Genomic DNA, 18,564 nt, shown 5'->3' with positions numbered 1-18,564 from the left:
AAAGATAAAGTATTTAACGGCTTAACTGCCGAATACCTATCGGGTAGCCCCCGACAGCCGCACCGAGGCGCAGCGGCATTAATATAAGTACGCCCTCGCATTAAATGTCGGCGGTTCGTTCGCCGGCCGACACCAATCAAATGAATTAAGTGTGGATACCGTCTTATGGAGCAAAACCCGCAGTCACAGCTCAAGCTTCTTGTCCAACGTGGTAAAGAGCAAGGCTATCTGACCTATGCCGAGGTCAATGACCATCTGCCGGAAGATATCGTCGATTCAGATCAGATCGAAGACATCATCCAAATGATCAACGACATGGGCATTCAGGTGATGGAAGAAGCGCCGGATGCCGATGATCTGTTGCTGGCTGAAACCTCCAACAACACTGATGAAGACGCAGAAGAAGCGGCTGCACAAGTTCTGTCCAGCGTGGAATCTGAAATCGGGCGTACTACTGACCCCGTGCGTATGTATATGCGCGAAATGGGTACCGTAGAGCTGCTGACCCGTGAAGGTGAAATCGACATCGCCAAGCGTATTGAAGACGGGATCAACCAGGTACAGTGTTCCGTTGCCGAATACCCGGAAGCAATCACCTATCTGCTGGAACAGTACGATCGCGTTGAAGCAGAAGAAGCACGTCTGTCCGACCTTATCACCGGTTTCGTCGATCCAAACGCTGAAGAAGACATGGCGCCAACCGCAACTCACGTGGGCTCCGAACTGTCTCAGGAAGAGATGGATGACGACGAAGATGAAGAAGAAGACGACGACGACGATAGCAGCGACGATGACAACAGCATCGACCCAGAGCTGGCGCGTGAAAAATTCGGTGAGCTGCGTACTCAGTACGAACTGACTCGCGATACGATCAAAGCCAAGGGCCGCAGCCACGCAGCCGCTCAGGAAGAGATCCAGAAGCTGTCTGAAGTCTTCAAGCAATTCCGTCTGGTACCGAAACAGTTCGACTACCTGGTTAACAGCATGCGTACCATGATGGACCGCGTGCGTACCCAGGAACGTATCATCATGAAGATGTGCGTTGAGCAGTGCAAAATGCCGAAAAAGAACTTCATCACCCTGTTCACCGGCAATGAGACCAGCGATACCTGGTTCAACGCGGCTATCGCGATGAACAAACCATGGTCTGAAAAACTGCACGATGTGGCGGATGACGTTCACCGTGGTCTGCAGAAACTGCGTCAGATTGAAGAAGAAACCGGCCTGACCATCGAGCAGGTTAAAGACATCAACCGTCGTATGTCCATCGGTGAAGCGAAAGCTCGCCGTGCGAAGAAAGAGATGGTTGAAGCGAACTTACGTCTGGTTATTTCTATCGCCAAGAAATACACCAACCGCGGTCTGCAGTTCCTTGACCTGATTCAGGAAGGTAACATCGGCCTGATGAAAGCGGTTGATAAGTTTGAATACCGTCGCGGCTATAAGTTCTCCACCTATGCAACCTGGTGGATCCGTCAGGCGATCACCCGTTCTATCGCAGACCAGGCGCGCACCATCCGTATCCCGGTGCATATGATTGAGACGATTAACAAGCTCAACCGTATCTCCCGCCAGATGCTGCAGGAAATGGGTCGTGAACCAACGCCGGAAGAGCTGGCTGAACGTATGCTGATGCCGGAAGACAAAATCCGTAAAGTGCTGAAAATTGCCAAAGAGCCAATCTCCATGGAAACGCCAATCGGCGACGATGAAGATTCACATCTGGGTGATTTCATCGAGGATACCACCCTCGAGCTGCCGCTGGACTCTGCGACCACCGAGAGCCTGCGTGCTGCCACGCACGACGTGCTTGCTGGCCTGACCGCCCGTGAAGCGAAAGTTCTGCGTATGCGTTTCGGTATCGATATGAACACCGACCACACGCTGGAAGAAGTGGGTAAACAGTTCGACGTAACCCGCGAACGTATCCGTCAGATCGAAGCGAAGGCGCTGCGTAAACTGCGTCACCCAAGCCGCTCTGAAGTGCTGCGTAGCTTCCTGGACGATTAATATCTCTCGTCAGTTGAACGTAAAACGCCACCCTATCGGGTGGCGTTTTTTATGTCTACAATCTCACACACCCGGAATCAATATTTCCCCTACCGGAATTAACCACGTAGAGATCACATAACTCGCCAAAGACACTACGTATTAATCATTATTTTTTCATTATTAAAGGCTCAGCCATTTATAAGCAATAATAATATTTTATCTGCCTAACTATTTCAAAAAAACAAGTCACCCATGTTAGTAGTGCAGTCCCCTCACCGTCTCATAAAAATGCATTAATTGCTCACTTTTAAACCATTAAACATATTAAAATCAATACGTTGAAATCATAAAATTTCGATCCCACCCCATGTTTTCTATCCATCATTCAGACTAAATACTCGCTGAATTTATCAAGAAAATTATTCATGATGCGAACCCCACCATTAATAATAGTAAGAATCATCCTAATGAGGTTGTTAAAGCACCTAGCCTGTGGTAAAAAAAGTCAAAATAAAAAACATGTCAAATTACACAATTATTCATTTGATTGTATCAATACATTAGCTGTGCTTTAGAGGCAGGGTGTTCTTTTGCCTTTTTAGAATTAGTGATGACTTCACTCCATCGGATTGGTCGGTACATCCGCCGCTTTACCCCAACGCACGGGCTTTGGTTAAGGGAAATGACACGGGTTATACGTAAGTAGAAGGACATGGAACTGTCGACTCAACAGGCTCCAGCACACAAAAAGCTAGCAAAGGCGCAGGCCATTATTCTCAGTCATAAAAGCCACATCATCATCCCTGGGATAAACAAATCGGATTTCGATTATTACCGCGTTAGCAATTAAAGATCTGCACGCGCTGGCGGTACTCGCCAGAGCTTCTTAATGTTGAAAGTGAAATGTTTAAAGATAAAGTAAAGGAATTGGTCAGCACACTGCGTGCCCGCACCTGCAAAATCAATCTTGCCTGGATACAGCAGCATCTCGCCCGCATCATTATTGTGGCCCCTATGTCGTTGTTGGTTGTCTATCTGCTGATCTTCAGCCAGCCGCGCTATATGAGCGAATCCACGGTCGCCGTCAAACGACCTAGCGATATCGAAGGCAGCAGCCTCAACGTCGGCCTGTTGCTGGGTGCCTCTAACCCAAGCTCTGCGGAAGATTCCCTCTACCTGAAGGAATACATCAACTCGGCGGATATGCTGCGTGTGTTGAATAAAATGCTCAATTTCCACGATGCGTGGAGCCAAAGCGGGCTGGATTTTATCAACCATCTGGCGCAAAACACGACGGCCGAACAATTCCTTAACTACTATCGTGACCGTATCTCTATCACCTACGACGATAAGGCAGGGCTACTGGCTATTCAGACTCAGGGATTCACCCCAGAGTTCGCCCAGCGTTTCAACCAGGCGGTGCTGAAAGAGTCTGAGCGCTTTATCAACGAGCTGTCGCACCGTATTGCCCGCGACCAATTGAACTTTGCGCAAGAAGAATTGCAGCAGGCACGCCTGCGCCTTGATAACAGCAAAGCTGAGCTCCTGGCCTATCAGAACAAAAACAACGTCCTCGATCCGGAAGCTTCTGCCGTTGCAGCCAGCACGTTAATCAATACGTTGATGGCGAAGAAAATTGACCTGGAAGCAGAGCTGCGCAATCAGCTTACCTATCTGCGTGAAGATGCCCCGCAGGTAGTCAGTACCCGTAACTCAGTCAACTCATTGCAGGCGCAGATAGACAAAGAGCAGAGCAAAATTACCGCGCCTGGAACCAACAAGCTCAATAGCATGGCTGCCGACTTTGAAGAGATCAAAGCCCGCGTCGCCTTTGATACCGACCTCTACAGCATGGCGCTGAAGGCAATCGAGAAAACCCGACTTGAGAGCGCGCGTAAGTTAAAAGTTCTGTCCGTGATTAGCTCACCGCAGCTCCCTGAAGAGTCCAGTTATCCCAATAAACTCTATCTACTGGCTAGTTGGCTGCTGGTATGCAGCCTGCTGTTCGGCACGGTGAAACTGCTGCTTGCCGTCATCGAAGACCATAAAGATTAAAAGTAAAACGAGCATACAAGTGACCATGAAATTAGTGAAATCGGCGCTGGTGATTCTGGCATGCCAGGCCACCGCGGCCAGCGCAGTCGGTATCAGCGCCGATCCGAATCTTACCGGTGCGGCACCGCTACCCTCGATAATCTCGGGAAAAAGCGGCGAGACACCTGTCGTCTCTGGCTTTGACGACACGCCATCACCGCTACCAGCCGTCGAGAACAGCCGCATGTTCGGCGCCCAGTTGTTTACCGCCACCAGTGCTGCCGGAGGCACAAGCATCGGTTTTAACCCGAGCTATGTTATCGGCCTCGGGGACACCATTCAGGTACGCCTGTGGGGTGCTTTTAACTTTGAAGGCGCGCTGACCGTCGATCCGAAAGGCAATATCTTCCTGCCTAACGTCGGGCCGCTAAAAGTCACCGGCGTGACGAATGCCCAGTTGAACAGCCTGGTTGAAAGCAAAATCAAAGAAGTCTATCAGGCTAACGTGAACGTCTACGCCTCCCTGTTGCAGGCTCAGCCAGTCAAAGTCTTTGTCACCGGCTACGTACGTAACCCAGGCCTGTACGGTGGCGTGGCGTCTGACTCACTGCTCAACTACCTGAGCAAAGCCGGCGGCGTCGATAGCGATCGCGGCAGCTACGTGGATATCATCGTTAAACGCGGCACGAAAGTACGTTCTCGCGTGAATCTGTATGAGTTCCTGCTCAACGGCCAGCTTGGCCTGTCGCAGTTTGTCGATGGCGATACCATCGTCGTTGGCCCACGCCAGCACACCTTTAGCGTTGAAGGCGACGTTTTTAACGGCTACGACTTCGAATTTGCCAATAGCAGCATTCCGGTGACAGAAGCCCTGAGCTGGGCACGACCTAAGCCGGGTGCCACCCACATGACCATCATCCGCCAGCAAGGCACGATGAAGCGCAGTGAGTACTTCCCGCTGAGCTCCGCGGCAGGCCGCATGTTGCAGGATGGCGACAAGCTGATCATCAGTTCAGATCGCTATGCGGGCACAATCCAGGTGCGTATTGATGGCGCTCACTCCGGCGAGCACGCTGTAGTACTGCCATACGGCGCTTCAATGCGTCAGGTGATTGCGCAAATTCGTCCGAACAGCATGTCGCAGCTCAACGCCATTCAGCTCTACCGCAGATCGGTCGCCGAGCGGCAAAAAGAGATGCTGACCGTTTCTCTGCAGAAGCTGGAACAAGCATCGCTCTCCGCCCAGTCAGCCACTCAGGAAGAAGCTCGTCTGCGCATGCAGGAAGCGCAGCTAGTCAGCCGTTTCGTCGCTAAAGCCCGTACCGTCGTGCCGAAGGGTGAAGTCGTGCTTAACGAAGCGAATATTGATTCCGTTCTGCTGGAAGACGGTGACGTTATTGTCATTCCAGAGAAGAGCTCACTGGTGATGGTACACGGGGAAGTTCTGTTCCCGAACGCCGTCAGTTGGGAGAAAGGAATGGATGCTGATGACTACATCAAGAAATGTGGCGGCCTGACTCAGAAGTCCAGCAAAGCGAAGATCATTGTTATCCGTCAGAACGGCGAAACGCTGAGTGCCAGCGATGCTGGATCGCTAAAACCGGGCGACGAAATTATGGTTCTGCCGAACTACGAGACCAAGAACATCGAAGTTACGCGTGGGATTTCGACCATCCTGTACCAGCTGGCGGTCGCCGCGAAAGTGATCCTCGATTTTTAAGTCTGACCTTTGATGTTCACGCTCTCCCTGTGCTGACAGGGAGAGCGAACCCGACAACCTGGGCGATATTTTTTCACCATCCACCCATCGAATTAGGGACATAGATATACATGCTGGGCATTTATTCCTCAGGCATTTGGCGCATTCCATTCCTCGACAATTTACTGCCGGGTAATCGCGTCAAATTAAGCACCCGCGCGCCCATCCCGGAAGGGGTGACGGCGGTGGCTGTCTGGGGCTACCGCCCGAGCGCGCAAAAGCCGGTCGAGCTGGCGACGGAGGCCGGGCTGCCGGTCATTCGACTGGAGGACGGTTTTATCCGCTCTCTGGGGCTGGGGGTAGAAGGTGCGCCGCCGCTATCGATGGTTATTGATAGCCAGGGTATCTACTACGACGCCTCCACGCCTAGCGAACTCGAAGCATTAATTAAAGATAGCGCTGGCAACGCGTGCCATCACCAGCAAGCGCGCGACCTGATGACGGCCATCGTCGATAGCGATCTCTCGAAATACAACAAGGCGCCACCATTTTCCCCTCCGGCTACGATGGCTCCTTGCGTTCTGGTGGTTGATCAGACCTTTGGCGATGTCTCGGTCAGTAAAGGCAATGCTGATGCTGATGCTTTCCGCCGGATGCTCGATACCGCCTGCGCGGAAAACCCGGACGCTGAAGTCTGGGTCAAGGTTCACCCCGACGTGCTGTGCGGCAAAAAAGCCGGGTACTTCGCCGGATTAAAAAATGACGCGCAGGTACGGCTGTTCGCTGAAGACGTTAGCCCACAATCGCTACTGCGCCATGTCAAACATGTCTATGTCGTTACGTCACAGTACGGCTTCGAAGCATTGTTGGCGAGTAAGCCGGTAACGTGCTTTGGCCAACCCTGGTATGCCGGATGGGGGCTGACCGACGACCGCCACCCACAGGCTGCAACGCTCGCCGCCCGACGCGGCAACGCACCGTTAGTCGAGCTGTTTATCGCAGCGTATCTGCGTTACAGCCATTATCGTCATCCAGTGACCGGCAGCGCGAGCACGCTGGGAAGCGTCGTGGCCTGGCTGAGCCAACAGCGCCAGCATCGCCTTACTCGTACTGGAACGCTATGGGCTCCAGGGCTCAGCCTGTGGAAAAGTGCCATTCTCAAACCCTATTTACAGACCAGCGACAACCGGGTTCGTTTTGCCAGCCAATGCCCGACCGCCACGGCGTTGATCGCCTGGGGGACGCGCGGAGAAGCGCGATGGCAACAGCAGGCAAAGCAACAAGGGCTGCCGTTATGGCGGATGGAAGATGGGTTTATTCGCTCGTCGGGCCTCGGCTCCGACCTGCTCGCTCCGTTGTCGCTGGTGCTGGATAAAACAGGCATTTATTACGATGCCACGCGCCCAAGCGACCTGGAAAGTCTGCTCAATGCCAGTCAGCTGAACCTAAGCCAACAGCAACGTGCGGATACTCTGCGCCATTCACTGGTTGCGCATAAGCTCAGCAAATACAACCTCGGCGAGGATTGGCAACTTCCGCCGCAGGCACGGGGCAAACGTGTGTTGCTCGTGCCGGGTCAGGTTGAGGATGACGCCTCCATTGCGACCGGCGCCCTGTCCATCAATACCAACCGCGATCTGCTGCGCACAGTACGCGAACGCAACCCGGATGCCTTTATCGTTTTTAAGCCGCATCCGGATGTCCTGGTTGGCAACCGTAAGGGCGCGGTCAGCGGTGATGACGTGGCGAAGTGGGCCGATTGCCAGGCTCTGGATGCCGATATTATTCAGTGCATTCAACACGCCGATGAGCTGCATACCATGACGTCGCTCTCGGGTTTTGAGGCGCTGCTACACGGTAAGAAAGTGTTCTGCTATGGCCTGCCATTTTACGCCGGATGGGGGCTGACCCATGACGAACACCACACCGACCGCCGAACTCGCCGGCTGAGTCTTACTGATTTAGTGTGGCAGGCGCTTATCGCCTACCCGACCTACATTCATCCGCAACGGCTGGAGCCGATGGCGGTTGAAGAGGCGGTGCAGTGGCTACGCAACGCGCCACGTGGCGAGATGAAGGTGAGCCAAAAGAGTATTGGCCGCCTTGCCAGGCAATATCGAAAGTTGCAGATGTTTTACAAAGTGCGATTCGGCTGACGCCGTCGACAAAGATGCAAGGGAAAATGATGCATAACGCTACCGTAAAAAAACTGCTGGCAGGTAAAAAATACCTGCTGCTACAGGGGCCGATGGGGCCATTCTTTAACGACGTTGCAAACTGGCTGGAAACGCTGGAGCGCGAGGCTGTTAACGTGGTGTTCAACGGTGGTGACCGTTTTTACTGTCGCCAACGTAACCACCTGACCTATCAGCAAACTCCGCAGGAGTTCCCTGGCTGGTTAAAAGAAACCTGGCAGTCCTACCCTTTCGATACGATTCTTTGCTTCGGCGACTGCCGCCCACTTCATCAGGCCGCTCGCGCATGGGCGAAGGCAAAAGGCATCCGTTTTCTTGCCTTCGAAGAAGGGTACCTGCGACCGCACTTTATTACCGTTGAGGAAGATGGCGTTAACGCCTTCTCACCTCTGCCGCGAGATCCTGACTTTTATCGCGCACTGCCTGATATGCCACCACCACAGGTTCAACCACTGAAGCCATCCAGCGGTAAACGTTATGCCCACGCCTGCTGGTATTATCTGGTGAGCTGGCGCTCGCGTCATGAGTTTCCAGCCTACCGTCACCACAAATCGTTCTCCCCCTGGTACGAGGCCCGCTGCTGGACCCGCGCCTGGTGGCGTAAACACTGGTATGGTTTCAAGCAGCGCAAAGTCCTTGGCAAACTTCAAACCACGCTGGATCAGCGCTATTATCTGGCGATCCTACAGGTTTATAACGACAGCCAGATCCGCAATCACAGTCCCTATAACGACGTTCGCGATTATATCAACGACGTGATGTTCTCGTTCTCACGCAAAGCGCCGATGAGTGAGTTTCTGGTGATTAAGCATCATCCGATGGATCGCGGCCACCGTCTGTACGGCCCGCTTATCAAACGACTGAGCAAAAAGTATGGTGTGAAAAACCGGGTGATTTACGTGCACGATCTGTCAATGCCGGAGTTATTAACGCACAGCAAGGCAGTGGTGACGATTAACAGTACGGCGGGGATTTCAGCGTTGATTCACAACAAACCGCTGAAGGTGATGGGCAATGCCCTGTACGACATGAAAGGCCTGACGTATCAAGGGCACCTGCACCAATTCTGGACGGCGGGGTTTAAACCGGATATGAAACTGTTTAAGAAGTTCCGTGGGTACTTGTTGGCAAATACCCAGGTGAATGCGGTGTATTATGGAGAAAAAATCAAAACTATTATTAATGCTAAGTTTGCAGATAAAAAAATTACCGCAAAGCACATTTCACACAGTTAAATAATAGAAATCACACAAAACTATGATTCTCTTATATCTTCTAAAGCTTTTATGCACTCATCAATATTATCAAAAGGTAAACTGCCAATATCCTTTAATGGGAGCGCCCACCATTCAAGTTTTAGCAGTTTACGAATTTGCTCTTCAGAGAACCTCATCCTAATTTGTTTAGCAGGTGTCCCTCCAACAATAGAATACGGAGGGACATCCTTAACCACTACTGAATTAGCTGCAATTACAGCACCATCGCCAATTTTTATGCCGGCCTTAATAATACTCTGAGCCCCAATCCAGACATCGTTCCCAATACTTGTAGGAGGGTGCCCACGCCAAGAAACTCTTTTAATGTTATTTTTATATATAGGATCATTAGGAAATTGAGCACTATGATATTGGAAGCTATGAGATGATAAAAAAGTTGTAGGATGGTTAGCAACTCCAATTTCACACCCCCTAGCTATCGAACAAAATCGGCCAATAGTTACATGGGGATAAATAATGCTGCCAATATTTAAAAAAAGGTAACACCCAACATTACACTCTGCGTGAATTTGAGAAGATGGTCCACAATGAATTGGATGTTCAACTTTTGTTGTCGGTGAAATAGATGAAGATTTTGCGATAACTGAATGCTCGCTCATTGTTTATCCTTGAGATTTACTTTTTGATACATTTTTAAATGCATCAGAGAAAAAGAGAACTGGATTTTTTACCAATTTTTTAGCCTTTCGGCCTAACTTTCCAGTGTTTTTAATATTTTCACTTGAAATAACCCTGCTATTATTAGCCACAGTACCACCGGTACCTACCAGTTTAGCACTCTTTTTCCCATCACTACTTGAGACATCAATCAAAGATTTCTTATTTTCTATTATCGATGCTTTTACGGAAGTTGGTGGTTGTATTTTATCACGCAACAGAATTCCTGATCGATAATATTCATAATAGCAAGTATTTATTTTAAATGGGGTATTCCGCCTTTCTAGACATATTGATTTCATAACACCATCATCATTTGGCATTCTTAATACACTAAAATCCGTATATACAGCATTTGTTGTTTTAGATTTAGTTATGGAATTAATACTTTCTTTATAAAGAGTTTCACCTATCGAATAAAATTCATTCATCAAATAGTGAATGAATTTATTAACCTTATCTACACTAGGTATTTTCAATTCAGGTAAATATTCTAAGAAATCTTGTGCCGAGTTTAATTTAACAGACAACCCAGGGTGCGAATAATAAGCTAAACCAAGGTTAAAAGTTGGTTTTCCAGCCATAATTGAATATAAACCGACACCCGAATTGATAAGCATCACCGCATCAGCAGAAATTATTGCATCACAGAAATTATCAGTATCACTCAATAATGTCACATTGTCAGGACACTTTAAGGAGTTTAACAAACAATCGCTTTCCAGTGGATGTTTCTTTATTATCACATGCCATCCATTCATTTCCGGCATAGAAGCTAAACTTATTACCTCCTCCAAAAAACCATCGACACTAGAAACTTTATCAGAAAAATACTTTATTACTGAATCATTTGGTCTTTGCAAAGGAATAAATAAAACCTTCTTATTTCCGAGGTGATATTTTTTTATGAAATTAGATGCACCAATTCTGTCTCCATTTTTTTCAAGCGAATCACTTGAAGATAATGTTTTTAATATAAACTCACTGACATTATCAACTTGATCACTACTAATTTCTTTATCCCAATTATCAGGCGAGTATGATGAACTCGATGCATTAAAACCATTTGGATCAAAAAACCATGTATCAGGAAGACCACCACGATCATAATTTATAGTTGATAATCCAAGCTGCAAACATTTATTATATAGTTCAAGCCGATGTGCATTTGCATAAGAATTAAAAAACAAAACACGTGAAACACTATTAACACCCAGGTACTCAACAAATTCCTCGACACTGGTAAAATCAGTATCTCGAGCGTATACACAATGAGACAAATAAGGCATTGCTACTCTAATAGAATTAACAGTTTTGCCTTCCTTAGGTGCCAGGACTAAAGTCTTGCCTTGAACGTAGGATGAATAACCAGTCAATGCAGCAGGCATAGATTCTTCTTTATCAAACTTCCTTATTAATTTATTAAAAATATTCCTGTTTATTTGATTTCTTTCAGAATAGTTTTTATTTAAGTTTTCCGGATGCCATAAATGAACGAAAAATATTTTTTCCCCCATAGCCTCTCGACCAAACAAACTGAAGAAAGTACGATAACCATTATAATATGGTGAGTCATATTTATATTCATGACTATAATAATCACGTGAACGCACGAATTTATTCGATCGGTTAGCCACTCGATTCAATAATTCGAAATCCTCGTAACCATGCCCGTGAAACTCGGTATTATTGCCGCCACACTCCATTAAATAATGACGTTTTATAATTATCATAGATGTCACAGGAGCATACATTTTTATAGACTCATGCTTATCTCTATAATATTTATAACTCAAAGAGTGCATATTCTCCCATGAACCATCACATACATAATCCTGAGAAAAATCCTCAGCTAAATAAAGACAAGGAATGCATTCTACTTCGTTGTAATATTCATATCCAGAAATACGGTTTATTAGATTTTCGTAAACTGAATCAGGAGCATACAAATCAATATCTTGAAATGTCACATATTCTGTTTTAGCCATTGAAACACCTTTATTTCTGCACTCACCTGCAGAAAAAGGATTCCCTTGCATACCTAAATTGACATATACAAAATTATGTTCAAAACATTTCCTTTCTAACTCCTCACTTATCGAGGTCAAACTACCAAAATCGACAATTATTCTCTTAATTTTTTCAGATATATACGACCTCTCAATAAAAAAAAGAGTTCTTTCATATATATGATCAGATTTTGACTGACAATACACTGGGGTAATAATAGTTAACATATTATTCCTTAATATTTTGAGTTAATTTTTTCCATATAAACATCTATCGCACTTTGAACAGTTTCATAAAGCTCAACGCCGTCTTCAAAATCAATTAACAATGCGATATCACAATATTTCTTTAATGAGTTCAAACTATGCGATACCATAATAAAATTTGATTCTCTGTGCCGTAAATCAAACAACTCATCACACTTCATCTTAAATTTAGCATCGCCAACCGCAGTAACTTCATCTACTAAATAATAATCAAAATCAAATGCCATGCTCAAGCCAAAGCCTAATCTAGACTTCATTCCTGAAGAGTATGTTTTGATCGGCATGTCAAAATATTTACCTAACTCGGAAAACGCCTCAACGAAGTCAACCTTATCTCGTAATTCATCTTTTTTTGCGTACAATCGTGAGACAAATTTAACATTTTCTCGACCGGTTAGACTCCCTTGAAAACCACCTGATAATCCTACAGGCCAGGAAATAGTTTTATTCGTAGTAATTTTCCCACTATCAGGTCTATCGATCCCACCAATCATTCGAAGTAAAGTTGATTTACCGGCCCCGTTACGCCCAATCAAAGCAATACTTCTCCCTTCAGGAATCTCAATATTAAGATTTTTAAAAACGTAATGCCTACCCTTTGGGGTGCGGTAAGATTTTGTCAGATTTTCAATTTTAATCATGATGTCAACATTGCCTTTTCACGGTTACGATAAAGAGATAGTCCGATAAAAAAGACAATCAGTGAACATAGAGATAAATAGTTAAGACTAACCCCCTGACTCTCATATCCTGCTACAACAGAAGATCGACTTAACTCAACGACATGCACAATGGGATTCCATAGCAAATACGGCCAGTACTCTTTCGGAATCGCATGCAACGGGAACATAACGCATGAAATGAAGTAGAGGGGTTTAATAAATATAGGTAAGAACTTCTCTGTTTCCGGGAGGGTATTTCCCATGACCATAAAGATCAATCCGACACCGCAGGAAAAGATAACCAATAAAAACCACGTACAGGCTAACGATAATAGGTTGGTGATTTCAAATTGTTCACCAGCCAGACCAACCACCGTCATCAATAAGATATAAACAGCGACATAGATAACTGTTTCTAGCAAAGCACGGGCAATAATTGTGTCGATAGGCTTTACAGGCCGATAGTTAAACAATCCCTGGTTGGCGGCGATTGCCCCAACGGATCGAACAGCAATATTGCTAAAAAGAAAATAGGGGATAATGCCGTTCAGTAAAAACACCGGAAACGAAATATCCGGCATAGTCCGATGCATGATGAAACCGAAAACAGCTAACAGGATCATCAGATGCGCGGCTGGCTCCAGGATCGCCCAGAGGTACCCTAATCGGTACTTGCCAAAACGCGTTTTAATCTCGCGCAGAAACAGCGCCTTCACGGCGGCCTGTTGTACTTCTAACCCACTTCTGGCCATTGATATTTGTTACCTTGGTGCGATTGAGCACGCTACCGCCCCTGGCTCTAGCAACCAGATTACTCAATGCATAAATTAGAATAGAAAGCGTCAGAACAATTAGCATGCTAATTGCCAGCTTAAAATAAGATGATTGCTTAAGGATAATTCGTGTATACGTCTGGATGAGAAGAGGACTTAAGGGGGAAAAGCAAACTAGTGGTACATCTCCCTGATAAAAACCACACATCTCCGCAATCAGCTACAAATTTAACCGCTGCATAAGATAATTCCTATAAGTTAAAAACTATTAATTATCGAGTATTAATCCATGATAACTATAAAAACACTCATCATATAAAATTTAAACCATAAAAATCAATAAGTTAAAAACAAGAAAACGGTCTACAAACCAAACCAAAACCAGCAATATATTGCTGGTCAGAGGCTATATTTCTGTACATGTTTCGTACTAATACATTCAAGTCGTTTTACTTTTATTTTTTTCCCAATTTGCTACTGCTAAAAAAGGTAGATTTTGCAATCTTAGATCTCATTAATAATATTTACCAATACGTAACTCCAGGAAGAATTTTTTCCTCTCCCTGGGAAGTGACAGAGTCATATTTAAACGATGGGCTTCTGGCGTAAAATATAAATATCGCCGTTATTTATTGCTAAATACCCTCTTATCCTACAGCCAAGCAGTATCAAATACTCTCAGCCTCTCTTTCATTGCCTTCCCTAAAGACCTCGAGCGACTAACGCTTCGTTCAATTCCCGATAGGCTTCTACCAGCTTTTCAAGTGAAGCACGGTTCAAACCGCTGGGATTGGGGAGTACCCAAACCTGAGTGACGCCGATTCTCACATCCTGCTTGCCCCATTGCGCCCCACGTTGATTGAACGCCCTCTCAAAGGCTTGTTTACCCAGAACAGCAAGGACGGCTGGTTGATACTCTTCGATTTTAGTCAGCAACTCACGACCGCCGCTTCGCAGCTCCTGTACGCTCACCTCAGTCGCCTGCACCGTTGGTCGCTCAACCAGCTTCGTCACGCCGCAGCGGAACTCGAGCATTTGCTCCGCTTCTTCCGGCTTCAATTGGCGCTCGGTAAACCCAGACAGATGCAGTACTTTCCAGAAGCGGTTTGCCGGATGGGCGAACGGGTAGCCTAACGAGGAAGATGACAACCCAGGGTTAATGCCGCAGAACAGGACCCGCAGCCCCGTATCAATAATGTCTTTAACCATAATATCCTCAGCCGATACATCATCAGCTGAGTATAACGAATTGAAAATGCATTGTTTATAAAAACAGCATGTGCGCGCTTAATGCTGGATTGGTGCTCATTGTTACTTTATAATCCCCGCCTACTTAGGCCCCTTAGCTCAGTGGTTAGAGCAGGCGACTCATAATCGCTTGGTCGTTGGTTCAAACCCAACAGGGGCCACCAAATACAAAAAGGGCTGACGAGAAATCGTCAGCCCTTTTTGCTTGAATCAGATGATAACAGGCGCCCCCACGAGGCGGGTGAGAGCGACTTAAGCAGGGTTACACCAGCGAGCTCAGTTCCTCGCGCATGTAGTCAGAGAAGAATTCAGGGTGTTTAATCACAATACGCTCGCCGGATTCGACTCGCTCGGCCCAGTTGGCTACTTTATCCGTAAACCCGGCATTCCAGCCGTCATGCTGACCGCGTTCGGTCACATCGGTAGAACTCACCGGCGTCCCCAACTCTTTTAAATAGTTCAGAATTCCCTTCGCTGTACTCTCATCCATGGACTGTGGTACTGGCTCAGACGTGTTCATACCACCAATGAAATCCAATGCTTTATCAATGACTGCTGGCATATGCTTGTCCTTAAATTAACCACGTAGTAAACAAGTTATACTATGGACTGAAACTGGCGGTCATTACAAAGAAACAGCTCACGTTATTGCACTTTTTCGTGAGCTAAAACGGATTTTTACCTCACTTTTCATCATGGTGACGCCATTCAGCACAAAAAAAAGCCAGCGCAACAGGCGCTGGCTTTCGTCATACTGGTGAGATTACGCGTTGGTGGCCGAATTTTGTCCAGCGCTGGATTTGGTATTTTCCAGCATGCGGCGTACCGGCACAATCAGCACGCACAGTACGGCAGCACAAATCAGCAGCGCGATAGAACAACGGGCGAACAGGTCTGGCAGCATATCAAGTTGATCGGCCTTCACGTGACCACCGATCAAGCCCGCCGCCAGGTTGCCCAGCGCACTGGCGCAGAACCACAGTCCCATCATCTGGCCACGCATTCTTTCCGGTGCCAGCAGCGTCATGGTTGCCAGGCCAATTGGGCTTAAGCACAGCTCGCCGAGCGTCAGCATCAGAATACTGCCTACCAGCCACATTGGCGACACGCCTGCCCCACCGTTGCTCAGCACATTCTGAGCCGCCAGCATCATCAGACCAAAGCCCGCCGCGGCGCACAGAATACCGATAACAAACTTGGTGATACTGCCCGGACGCACGTTTTTACGCGCCAGCGCAGGCCACGCCCAGCTAAATACCGGGGCCAGCAGGATGATAAACAGGGCGTTAATCGACTGGAACCATACCGCCGGGATCTCAAAATCACCGATCATACGGTTGGTGTAGTCGTTGGCGAACAGGTTAAACGACGTTGGTTTCTGTTCAAAGGCAGACCAGAAGAACGCTGCGGATACCAACAGGATGAAGCACACCAACAGGCGCGCGCGCTCTTTGCGGCTAAGACCAGCAAATGCGAACAGATAGATAAAGTACAGCGCCACCGATGCAGCAATCACGTACACCAGCACGCTTGCTACTGCGACCGGGTTAATCACAATGACACCCTGCGCAATCAGCGTGATGATAACCGCAACGCAAACGGCCAGCGCCAGCAGCCATGCGCCTACACCGCGCTTCTTCGCCACCGGGTTATTCCAGGTCGAATCCAGCCCCACTTCGCTGTCATAGCGTTGCATCGCCGGTACAGCAAAGATACGGAAGATAACCAGCGCCACCAGCATCCCGATGCCGCCGATACCAAAGCCCCAGTGCCAGCCGTGCGATTTAATCAGCCAACCGGAAATCAGCGGTGCGATAAACGATCCCATGTTGATACCCATATAAAACAGAGAGAAACCGCCATCACGACGGGCATCGCCCTTTTTATACAGCGTACCGACCATCACCGAGATACAGGTTTTAAACAACCCGGAACCCAGCACGATAAACATCAGGCCGATAAAGAACAGGTTGTCGCCCATAAAGGCAGACAGCGCAATAGCCAGATGGCCCAGAGCTATCAGAATCGAACCGTACCATACGGCCTTTTGCTGGCCGAGCCAGTTATCGGCCAGCCAACCGCCCGGCAGAGCCGCCAGGTACATTGTCCCGGCAAAAATCCCGACAATCGCCGAAGCATTTTCACGCGCCAGTCCCATGCCGCCGTCATATACGGTCGCCGCCATAAACAGAATCAGTAATGGGCGAATACCGTAAAACGAGAATCGCTCCCACATTTCGGTAAAGAACAGCGACCCTAGCGGATAAGGGTGACCGAAAAAGGTTCGGCTTTCGTTTTTGTTAACAGAGGAATGCATAGTTTCTCCAGAGAAGGTGCGCCGCAACGCGTGTAAGTTGTGTAAGCGGACTAGCCATTTTTTAATTTTGTCGATGATTTACATCTAACGCGGTATTTTTTAACCATTTGATAACCATGTTATGGTCATGTCTAGCCCGTTGCCCCATACTTTTAGACGAAAAGTCGATAAACATCTACTTTTACAGATTTTTTATTGGCATCAAAGCAAAGGTGATTGACATCATCACCAGACACGATAAATGGATAATTATTCATATAAAACAATAATATATTCCATTTTCAAACGCAATAAATGGCCGAAAACAGGCCCAAAGATAGGGCTATAAAAAGTGTGGAAAATACGACGTTCGCCTGGCTTATGTGAGTAAGCCGCGATAAATAGCGTAGAATGGATTGAGGGTGAGTGACCCATGCATGGCGGAAGGTCAGCAGGAAAAGCAGGCGCGGGGTGCGCCTGCCGTTGGCTTATTTTGCGTGCCAGTATGCGCTCGAACGTACCAGCTGCGGATCGATAGCGTCAGTAACAAAACCGTCGGTCAGCCCTTTCACCACCTTCCCTTCACCTGTCAGCCAGATAAAGTAGTCGGACTCAGGCACCGTTAACTGCGCCAGACGCGCAGCAACAGCGTCGGCATCATAGCGGGTAAACCACTCAATATTGCAGTTCTCAAACCCGGACAGATAATCTTTATCCGCCTCGTCTCGAACCATCACCAGCGCGTTGACCAGCGGATGTTGCGGCAACTCGCGTAATGCCTCCAGCCGACGGCGCAGCGCAGGCATTCCGGTTTCGTCACAAACATACAGCTGCCAGGCGTAATCCTCAGGCACCACCAGCGAACCACGCGGGCCACCGATGAGTAGCGTATCGCCGACTGTCGCATCCATTGCCCACTGGCTGGCTACGCCGCCGTCATGGATAAAGAAGTCATAGGCCAACTCATGGCGCTCCGCGTTATACAGCGGCGTATAGTCACGCGCCTGTGGGCGAACACCGTCTGCCCAAACGATGCCTTCGTCGCTCACGGTTGGCGGCGTTAATGTCGTGCCGGCCTGCGGGAAAAACAGTTTAGTGTGGTCGTCAAAACCGCGTGAGCTAAAGCCGTTAAGCGCTTCCCCGCCCAACACAATCCGCTGGAAAGCCGCACCGACGCGTTCAACGCGCAGTACGGTCAGTTCACGAAAACGAAGCTCATTGCGTACGCGCTGTGGGTATTTGTTCTCTTTCATTTGGCGTCTCTCTGACAAATAGATATATCTAAAAACTTTGCAAATGATAATGATTGCCAATTAAAAAGAATGCAAGCACTTTTTATGATATATGAACCACATCATATCAAGCATCGCCAAATTAAAATTAACTCCATATATATCAATTAATTAAAAAACATTCACTTTTAGATATTGCTAAAGATATAAAATAAGATATAAG

At 47.6% G+C, this 18,564-nt stretch carries 13 protein-coding genes and 1 tRNA gene; 6 read left to right on the top strand and 8 right to left on the bottom strand.

The window, feature by feature from the left end; genetic code table 11:
• Positions 1 to 165 precede the first annotated feature (165 nt).
• The 5 genes from rpoD to ABOC97_RS06490 all read left to right on the top strand — a co-directional run bounded on the left by rpoD (position 166) and on the right by ABOC97_RS06490 (position 9,155).
• On the top strand, positions 166 to 2,010 hold the full coding sequence (gene rpoD / locus ABOC97_RS06510; RefSeq protein ID WP_234508372.1) for an RNA polymerase sigma factor RpoD: 1,845 nt from the start codon (positions 166 to 168) through the stop codon (positions 2,008 to 2,010).
• 885 nt (positions 2,011 to 2,895) lie between these two features.
• A complete protein-coding gene (locus tag ABOC97_RS06505) occupies positions 2,896 to 4,047 on the top strand; it encodes a capsule biosynthesis protein (RefSeq protein WP_181539117.1) in 1,152 nt (383 codons plus the stop codon).
• A 25-nt stretch (positions 4,048 to 4,072) separates the two neighbouring features.
• Entirely contained in the window at positions 4,073 to 5,746 is a 1,674-nt protein-coding gene (locus tag ABOC97_RS06500) for a polysaccharide biosynthesis/export family protein (RefSeq protein ID WP_104652377.1), read from the top strand.
• A gap of 110 nt (positions 5,747 to 5,856) precedes the next feature.
• On the top strand, positions 5,857 to 7,881 hold the full coding sequence (locus tag ABOC97_RS06495) for a capsular polysaccharide biosynthesis protein (protein ID WP_349595396.1): 2,025 nt from the start codon (positions 5,857 to 5,859) through the stop codon (positions 7,879 to 7,881).
• Positions 7,882 to 7,910: 29 nt separating this feature from the next.
• Entirely contained in the window at positions 7,911 to 9,155 is a 1,245-nt protein-coding gene (locus ABOC97_RS06490; protein WP_349595534.1) for a capsule biosynthesis protein, read from the top strand.
• A 20-nt stretch (positions 9,156 to 9,175) separates the two neighbouring features.
• Here ABOC97_RS06490 and ABOC97_RS06485 read toward each other — a convergent pair whose 3' ends face one another.
• The 5 genes from ABOC97_RS06485 to mug all read right to left on the bottom strand — a co-directional run bounded on the left by ABOC97_RS06485 (position 9,176) and on the right by mug (position 14,774).
• Positions 9,176 to 9,796 carry a CatB-related O-acetyltransferase gene (locus ABOC97_RS06485; protein WP_349595393.1) on the bottom strand — a complete coding sequence of 207 codons (621 nt, stop codon included), beginning with the start codon at positions 9,794 to 9,796 and terminating at the stop codon, positions 9,176 to 9,178.
• A gap of 3 nt (positions 9,797 to 9,799) precedes the next feature.
• Positions 9,800 to 12,091 carry a capsular polysaccharide export protein, LipB/KpsS family gene (locus tag ABOC97_RS06480; RefSeq protein ID WP_349595390.1) on the bottom strand — a complete coding sequence of 764 codons (2,292 nt, stop codon included), beginning with the start codon at positions 12,089 to 12,091 and terminating at the stop codon, positions 9,800 to 9,802.
• An 8-nt stretch (positions 12,092 to 12,099) separates the two neighbouring features.
• Entirely contained in the window at positions 12,100 to 12,771 is a 672-nt protein-coding gene (locus ABOC97_RS06475) for an ABC transporter ATP-binding protein (RefSeq protein ID WP_349595387.1), read from the bottom strand.
• Positions 12,768 to 13,544, bottom strand: a complete 777-nt coding sequence (locus ABOC97_RS06470) for an ABC transporter permease (protein ID WP_349595384.1) — start codon at positions 13,542 to 13,544, stop codon at positions 12,768 to 12,770. Before ABOC97_RS06470 ends, ABOC97_RS06475 begins: the two co-directional genes overlap by 4 nt.
• Before the next feature lie 723 nt (positions 13,545 to 14,267).
• On the bottom strand, positions 14,268 to 14,774 hold the full coding sequence (gene mug / locus ABOC97_RS06465; protein ID WP_349595381.1) for a G/U mismatch-specific DNA glycosylase: 507 nt from the start codon (positions 14,772 to 14,774) through the stop codon (positions 14,268 to 14,270).
• A 127-nt stretch (positions 14,775 to 14,901) separates the two neighbouring features.
• On the opposite strand from mug, the gene ABOC97_RS06460 reads away from it, so the two are divergent.
• A tRNA-Ile gene (locus ABOC97_RS06460) sits at positions 14,902 to 14,977 on the top strand.
• A 98-nt stretch (positions 14,978 to 15,075) separates the two neighbouring features.
• On the opposite strand, the gene ABOC97_RS06455 is transcribed toward ABOC97_RS06460, so the two are convergent.
• The 3 genes from ABOC97_RS06455 to ABOC97_RS06445 all read right to left on the bottom strand — a co-directional run bounded on the left by ABOC97_RS06455 (position 15,076) and on the right by ABOC97_RS06445 (position 18,362).
• Complete coding sequence (locus tag ABOC97_RS06455; RefSeq protein ID WP_234508301.1) at positions 15,076 to 15,375, bottom strand: DUF1889 family protein; 300 nt, start codon at positions 15,373 to 15,375, stop codon at positions 15,076 to 15,078.
• A gap of 201 nt (positions 15,376 to 15,576) precedes the next feature.
• Positions 15,577 to 17,130 carry a peptide MFS transporter gene (locus ABOC97_RS06450; RefSeq protein ID WP_349595378.1) on the bottom strand — a complete coding sequence of 518 codons (1,554 nt, stop codon included), beginning with the start codon at positions 17,128 to 17,130 and terminating at the stop codon, positions 15,577 to 15,579.
• A gap of 467 nt (positions 17,131 to 17,597) precedes the next feature.
• Positions 17,598 to 18,362, bottom strand: coding sequence for a siderophore-interacting protein (locus ABOC97_RS06445; RefSeq protein ID WP_349595375.1), 765 nt, complete (start codon positions 18,360 to 18,362; stop codon positions 17,598 to 17,600).
• Between the last annotated feature and the right edge of the window lie 202 nt (positions 18,363 to 18,564).

Origin of the sequence: Kluyvera huaxiensis, assembly GCF_040149365.1 — a bacterium.
GTDB lineage: Bacteria > Pseudomonadota > Gammaproteobacteria > Enterobacterales > Enterobacteriaceae > Kluyvera > Kluyvera intermedia_A.
Note: the sequence above shows the minus strand (reverse complement) of the source record. Positions and strands in the feature narration are given on the sequence as shown.

Coding starts and splice junctions, on each gene's coding strand:
- ABOC97_RS06470 (WP_349595384.1), bottom strand. CDS start 13,544: ATGGCCAGAAGTGGGTTAGAAGTACAACAGGCCGCCGTGAAGGCGCTG.
- ABOC97_RS06485 (WP_349595393.1), bottom strand. CDS start 9,796: ATGAGCGAGCATTCAGTTATCGCAAAATCTTCATCTATTTCACCGACA.
- ABOC97_RS06490 (WP_349595534.1), top strand. CDS start 7,911: ATGCATAACGCTACCGTAAAAAAACTGCTGGCAGGTAAAAAATACCTG.
- ABOC97_RS06475 (WP_349595387.1), bottom strand. CDS start 12,771: ATGATTAAAATTGAAAATCTGACAAAATCTTACCGCACCCCAAAGGGT.
- ABOC97_RS06500 (WP_104652377.1), top strand. CDS start 4,073: ATGAAATTAGTGAAATCGGCGCTGGTGATTCTGGCATGCCAGGCCACC.
- rpoD (WP_234508372.1), top strand. CDS start 166: ATGGAGCAAAACCCGCAGTCACAGCTCAAGCTTCTTGTCCAACGTGGT.
- ABOC97_RS06480 (WP_349595390.1), bottom strand. CDS start 12,091: ATGTTAACTATTATTACCCCAGTGTATTGTCAGTCAAAATCTGATCAT.
- ABOC97_RS06450 (WP_349595378.1), bottom strand. CDS start 17,130: ATGCATTCCTCTGTTAACAAAAACGAAAGCCGAACCTTTTTCGGTCAC.
- ABOC97_RS06505 (WP_181539117.1), top strand. CDS start 2,896: ATGTTTAAAGATAAAGTAAAGGAATTGGTCAGCACACTGCGTGCCCGC.
- ABOC97_RS06445 (WP_349595375.1), bottom strand. CDS start 18,362: ATGAAAGAGAACAAATACCCACAGCGCGTACGCAATGAGCTTCGTTTT.
- mug (WP_349595381.1), bottom strand. CDS start 14,774: ATGGTTAAAGACATTATTGATACGGGGCTGCGGGTCCTGTTCTGCGGC.
- ABOC97_RS06495 (WP_349595396.1), top strand. CDS start 5,857: ATGCTGGGCATTTATTCCTCAGGCATTTGGCGCATTCCATTCCTCGAC.
- ABOC97_RS06455 (WP_234508301.1), bottom strand. CDS start 15,375: ATGCCAGCAGTCATTGATAAAGCATTGGATTTCATTGGTGGTATGAAC.